At 74.7% G+C, this 6,543-nt stretch carries 1 protein-coding gene and 1 pseudogene; both read right to left on the bottom strand.

Annotated elements, in window-relative coordinates:
* Window positions 1-2,355 (bottom strand): annotated as a pseudogene (locus ACFVXH_RS23340) (hypothetical protein); the annotation flags it as partial.
* Between the two features lie 104 nt (window positions 2,356-2,459).
* A complete protein-coding gene (gene eccCa / locus ACFVXH_RS23335) occupies window positions 2,460-6,488 on the bottom strand; it encodes a type VII secretion protein EccCa (RefSeq protein WP_387826808.1) in 4,029 nt (1,342 codons plus the stop codon).
* Window positions 6,489-6,543: the final 55 nt, after the last annotated feature.

Here is a 6,543-nt window from a genome sequence, read left to right as displayed (position 1 = left end):
ACCGGGCTTCCCGTCCAACGTGGACCCGGAACCCCGATCGACCAGCGGCTTCTCCTTCGGCGACCCGCCCTTCACCGGACCATCCGCCGGCAGGTCGTCCATGGTCATCGACCTGCGATCAGCCGAATCCCGGGACACCCACTTCTCACCGGGCTTCCCGTCCAACGTGGACCCGGAACCCCGATCGACCAGCGGCTTCTCCCCCGACGACCCGCCCTTCGCCGAGCCGCCCGCCCCGTGTTCGCTCGGGAGGTCGTTGAGGGTCCTCACGTTGGAACTGCCGGGTCGCATCCCCGGTTCCGGGGCGCCACTCTTCGGCCCCGCCCCCTCCGGGGGGAGGTCGGCGATGGTCATCACCTTCCTGGCACCGAACGGCCGCGTCGAGGGCTTCTTCGACGCCACACCCTCCGACTTCCCGGTCGTCCCCTCCTGCTGGCCGTTCTGCCGGGTCTGCTCCGAGGTCGGCCGGTCCCCCTTGCCCGGGGCCGTGCTCTCGGAGGTGGTCTGCTTCGTCCCGTTGGTGCTGCCCTCGTGCTCCCGCGCCGAGGAGGCGGTCGACTGCCGGTTGCTGTTCTCCGGTGCCTGGGGCTCCAGTTCCCGCGGCAGGGGCTTCTGCCCCCCGGTCGACTGGTTGGTCCGCTCGTTGCCCTTGGGCACGGAACCGGAGGAGCCGCCGGGCTTCCCGTTGTCCCGCATCGACTCCAGCGGGGTGTCGCGGGGGGTGGTGCCGCCGCCGGTGACCGTCCGCTGCGTGCCCCCGGGCGCCTCCGCCCCCTCCTTGAGGGGCTGCTTCACGCCCTCGGGCCGGTTGTTGTTGCCCCCGGGGAGGCCGTCGTGGTTTCCGGGGGTCTTCGCGGAGAGCGAGTTGCGGTCCGTGGCCACAACGGCGTTGTCGCCCTCGACGCGGGCGGAGGCCGAGGACGGCCGGCCGTTGGCGCCGACGTCGCTGCCGGGCCGCGTTCCGCCGGGCTGCCGGTCGAAGGAGGCCTTGTAGGTCTGGTTGTCGACGGGCGTCTCGGACTGCGAGTGGCCGGGGGTCTGCTCGTTCGGGCCGGGGCGGGTGACATTGCCGGTGCCGTTGCCGTTGACGGTGCCGCGCGAACCGCCGTTCCCGCCCGTCTCGTTGACGGAGCGCGAGGTGGCGTCGGGCAGCGAGCCGTCCTTGCCGCCCAGCGGCCCGTGCGTCTCCTGGCCGCCGATCTGGCCGCCGGTGCTCTTCGGCGGGGCGACGTTGCCGATCCCGCCCGCCCCGGGCTCGTGCACTCCGGTCCCGGGCTTCACCTGACCGCCGGGGGTCGGCTGGTGGGTTCCCGACGGGTTGAGCTGGCCGGGCTCCCGGGTCACCGGCTCGGGGCCCCGGCCGGGCGTCGTGGTCCTGGGCGGGCCGGGCGGGGTGCTGCCGGGGGCCTCGTGGGGGATCCCGGTCTTGGGGGGCTCCACCCCGCCGGGGGCGACGGGCGAGCGTCCCGGCGGCACGCTGCCCGGTTCGGCGCCCAGCGGCTTGCCGCCGCCCGGGAACAGCTCCGGCGGCGGGACCTTGCCGATGCCGCCCGGGGTGACTCCGCCGATGGACCCCGGCCCTTCCGGAAGCGGCACGGAGCCGCGCCCCGGCAGCGGGACGTGCTCGGTGACCGGGGGCTTCACACCCGGCGGGTCGACCTTCGGCGGGGTCACGCCCTTGCCCCCGACCCCCTTGGGGCCGCCGCCGATCCCGACCTCCTTCGGTCCGCGCAGACCGGCCAGGCCCCCGAGGCCGCCGAAGACGGCCCCGAAGCCCATGCTCATGCCCTCGGCCGCCCAGTCGATCTCGAACGGGACGTCGTAGATCTTGTCGGCGATCAGCTGGGCCAGCAGGTCGGTGCCCAGCTGGAGCAGGCCGCCGGCCACGGCGCCGCCGATGAAGGCGCCGATGTTGAGGATGGTCTGCAGGCTCTCGCCGATCGTCCTCAGGATGTTGGTGATGAGGGTGATGAGGGTGTCGAGGAGCGGCGCGATCAGCCTGGCCAGGAAGCCCAGGCCGAACGGGAGGACGAACCCGAGGATGGTGGCGATGATGCTGGCCAGCCCGGCCGCGTTGGCGGCCTTCTGCTCGGCGGCCATGATCTTCTCCAGCGCCCGGCCGTAGTCGTTGATGGCGTCGCCGATCTTCCAGCAGGTGGTGACCGCCGGGTCGAGCACGCTGTTGCCGACGAGGTTCCAGGCGTCGTGCGCGGCCACCATGCCGTCACCGGTCCACTGGAACTTGTCCATGGCCATGCTGGTGCCGTACCGGGCCGCGTACACCGTGTTGCCCAGCTCGATCCACTGGTTGCCCAGGGCGTAGATGTCGCTGATGCTGAAGCCGTTGTCGGCCATCGGGGATCCACCTCGAAGCAACTGCCGCGGAGAGCGCGGGCGGGAAGGTACGAACGGGCCGGGGGCTGCGAGAGCCCCCGGCCCGGTGGGAGGAGCCCGGCTTGTCAGGCCGGCTCCTCCTCGCGGAGCGCGACCTGGAGCAGCCTGGCCGGTCCGGAGCGCCGGACGAGGACGCCGCGGCCCGGGGGGCGCTGGGCCGCGCGCTGGTCGCCCAGCAGGACGCCCTCGCGCGGGTCGCCGGAGAGGATCAGGCCGCCGGTGCCGAGGTCCTTGAGCCGGGAGAGCAGCGGGTCGGACATCAGCGGGCGTCCGACCCCGGCCACCCGGCGGGCCAGCACCACGTGCAGGCCGATCTCACGGGCCTGGGTGACGTAGTCGGCGAGCCTGGCCAGCGGGGACTGGTGGCCGACCGCGACGAGGTCGTAGTCGTCCACCACCACGTACAGCTCGGGACCGTCCCACCAGTCCCGGGCGCGGAGCCGGGCGGCCGTGATGCCGGGCGGCGGCATCCGCTCGGCCAGCTTGGCGACCAGCTGGTCGACGTAGGCCTCGGCGGCGGCCGCGTCGCCCGCGTAGGCGCCGATGTAGTCCTCCGGCACCGCGTCCAGCAGGCTGCGCCGGTAGTCGATCACCATGAACCGGGACTCCCAGGCGGTGCTCCGGGCGGCCGTGGCGGCCATCCAGGTGCGCAGGAAGGCGGACTTGCCGCTGCCGGCGTCGCCGAACACCAGGAAGTGCGGGTCGCCCGGCCCCATCGCCAGGCCGACCGGCGCCAGGTCGCGCTCGCCGACGCCGATCGGCACCTCGTCCGCGGCGAAGCCGGCCGTCCCCGCGGGGTCGAGGTCCTCGAGCAGCACCCGGTCGGGCAGCATCAGCACCGGCGGGGCGCCGGCGCCCGGCCAGGAGGCGGCGATCTTGCCGAGCGCGTCCTCCTGGGCCTCGGCCAGGCCGTCGGTGCCCTCGCGGCCGTCCAGCCGGGGCAGCACGGCCTGGTACAGCACGCCGGGCGACACGATGCCGCGGCCCTGGATGTTGGGGACCTGCCGGCTCGCCTGGCGGCTGACCTCCGACTCGGTGGGCTCGTTCAGCCGCAGCTCCAGGCGCCCGGAGAAGCTGTCGCGCAGGTTCGGCCGGATGTCGGCCCAGCGGTTGGCGGTGACGATCACGTGCACGCCCACGCCCAGGCCCCGGGAGGCGATGTCCAGCACCGAGGCCTCGGCGCCCTCCAGTTCGGTGCGGATCGCGCCCCAGTTGTCCAGCAGCAGGAAGACGTCGGCGGCCCGGGTCCCGGCCGGCAGCCGGTCGGCCTTGCGCAGCGCCCGGAAGGCCGCCACCGAGTCGACGCCCAGCTCCCCGAAGAGCTGCTCGCGGGCGGCGACCAGGAGGCCGAGCTCGGCCAGCACCCGGCGGGCCCGCTGCTCGTCGCGGCGCCCGGCCACGGCGCCCACGTGCGGGGCGGCCTCCAGCGGGCCGAGGCTGCCGCCGCCGTAGTCCAGTCCGTAGAACTGCACCTCGTCGGGGGTGTGGGTGAGCATCGCGGACAGCACCGTGGTGCGCAGCAGGGTGCTCTTGCCGGTCTGCGGCGCGCCCACCAGGGCGAGGTTGCCGTGGACGCGTTCGAAGTCGAACTGGAGCGGCAGCTGCTGCTGCTGGAGGGGCAGGTCGAGCACGCCGACGGGGAAGGCGAGCCGGCCGGTGCCGGGCCACAGGCCGGCCTGGCGGCCGCGCCCCGGCTGCTCGGAGACCGGGCCGATCAGGCTGTCCAGCGGGATCGCGGCGGGCAGCGGGGCGAGCCAGACCTGGTGCACGGACTGCCCGAACCGGCAGACCTGGTCGACCGCCACCTCCATCTCGGTGGGGCCGGCGGGCAGGGCCGGCGGCTGGGACTCGGCGGGCTCCTCGGGCTCCTCCTGCGGCGCGGTGCGCAGCTCGAAGGGCACGACCGGGAGGCCGGCCGCGGCGCCGTCCTCGCCCGCGCCGGGCTCCTGGTACGGGCCGGAGATGTGGGCGACCCGGAAGCGCTGGTAGACCGACTCGTCCACCTTGAGGTAGGCGGAGCCGGGGATCGGGGGCAGCTGGTAGGCGTCGGGGGTGCCGATCACCGCGCGGCTCTCGGCGGCGCTGAAGGTGCGCAGGCAGACGCGGTACGACAGGTGCGACTCCAGGCCGCGCAGCCGGCCCTCCTCCAGCCGCTGGGTGGCCAGCAGCAGGTGCATGCCCAGGCTGCGGCCGACCCGGCCGATCTGGACGAACAGGTCGATGAAGTCGGAGCGCTGGGAGAGCAGTTCGCCGAACTCGTCGACCACGATCAGCAGGTAGGGCAGCGGCTCCAGCGGCTTGCCGTCCACGTCGCACTGCCCGGCCGCCTGGCGCAGCTGGTACTCGCGCAGCGAGTCGACGTTCCCGGCCGCGCGCAGCAGCCGCTGCCGGCGCTGCTGTTCGCCCTGGAGGGCGGCGCGGACCCGGTCCACCAGGGAGAGGTCGTCGGCGAGGTTGGTGATCAGGCCGGCCACGTGCGGCAGTCCGGTGACGCCGGCGAAGGTGGCGCCGCCCTTGAAGTCGACCAGCACCAGGCTGAGCAGCTCCGGGGAGTGGGTCATCGCCAGCCCGGTGACCATGGTGCGCAGCAGTTCGCTCTTGCCGGAGCCGGTGGCCCCGACGATCAGGCCGTGCGGGCCCATGCCGCCCTGGGCGGACTCCTTGAGGTCGAGCAGCACCGGGTCGCCCTCGCCGGACAGGCCGATCGGCAGGCGCAGCAGCCGCTCGTCGCCGGCCGGGATCCAGCTGACGGACGGGTCGAAGGCGGCCACGTCGGGGGTGCCGAGCATCTCGGGCAGGGTGATGGTGCGGGCCAGCAGCTGCTCGGGCTCCTCGGACAGGCTCAGCGGGGCCAGCGCCCGCGCGGTGAGCTCGCAGAGCTCCGGGGCGGGGGCGTCCGCGACGGCCCCCTCGACCCGGCTGTACAGCTCGGTGTTGCGGCCCTCCAGGACCAGCGAGCCGTCCTCGCCCACCCGGGCGCGCACCTCGGTGCGGGTGGGCTCGTCGCGCTCGGCGCCGACCAGGCAGATCACGGTGATGCCCAGGTCGGGCCCGGCCGATTCGAGCAGGGAGGTGGCCACCGGGCCGCGGGCCCAGGCGGCGGCCGGGTCGTACGGGTCGAGCAGGACGACGAGCCGTCGCATCACCGGGGCGGGGGCTCCCGCCAGGACGGGCCGGCGGGTGGTCCGCTCGGCCTGGGCGCGGGTGATCGCGCCCTCCAGGGCGTCGGCGAGCGCCTCGAACTCGGCGGCGACCAGCGGGACCACACCGGCCGGGCTCGGGGCGCCGGTCTCGTGGGTGTGCGGGAGCCACTTGGCCCACTCCCAGTCGGGGTCGCCGCCGGTGCAGACCACGACGGTGACGTCGTCGGGGGCGTGCAGCACCGCGAGCTGGCAGAGCAGCGAGCGGGCCAGCGCCCTAGTCCGGTCGGCGGGGCCGAGCAGGCTGAGCACGCCGGTCCTGACCAGGTCGACCAGGGCGGGCTGGCGGCCGACCGTACCGGCCTGGTCGACCACCCGCTGCGCGGCGGCGTGGGTCTGCTCGTCGTACTCCGCGAGCGGGTCGTTGCGGGTGCCGAGCTGGATCGGGGTGGCCAGCGGGCCCTGCCCCTGGCCCAGGCGCAGCTGCAGGAAGTCCTTGTCGGTGGCGCGCCGTTCCCAGACCCGGCGGCGGCGCTCGGCGAGCGCCCAGAGCCGCTCCGGCGAGGGGTGCAGCCAGCCGGCCGCCAGCCGCTGGCTGTCGGCGACCTGGCGGGCCGTCTTCTTGACGTCGGTCAGGTAGCGCAGGTAGCGCTCGCGCTGGCGGTCCTTGGTCTGCCGGGTCGCGCTGCGCATCTGGTGGCGGACGGCGAGGGTGGCGGCGATCGAGATCAGCACGAAGCCCACGCCCAGCGCGATCAGCAGCGGGTTGCGGTACATCACCATGTAGGCGGCCATGCTGATGCTGCTCATCAGCGGCAGCAGCAGGGAGAGCCAGGTGCTGGCCGAGGAGTTGGCGCCCTGCGGGGTCTGCGGCGGGGCGGGCAGCACCACGCGCTGGTCGGGCAGGGCCGGCGGCAGGGCGCGGGTGGGCCGGTGGAAGGGGATCCTGCTCACCTGGTTGTGCCTCTCGGTGCTCGACTGCGGCGGTGGTGCGGCGGGCCCTGGCGCG

Origin of the sequence: Kitasatospora sp. NPDC058184, from assembly GCF_042883725.1 — a bacterium.
Lineage (GTDB): Bacteria > Actinomycetota > Actinomycetes > Streptomycetales > Streptomycetaceae > Kitasatospora.
Note: the sequence above shows the minus strand (reverse complement) of the source record. Positions and strands in the feature narration are given on the sequence as shown.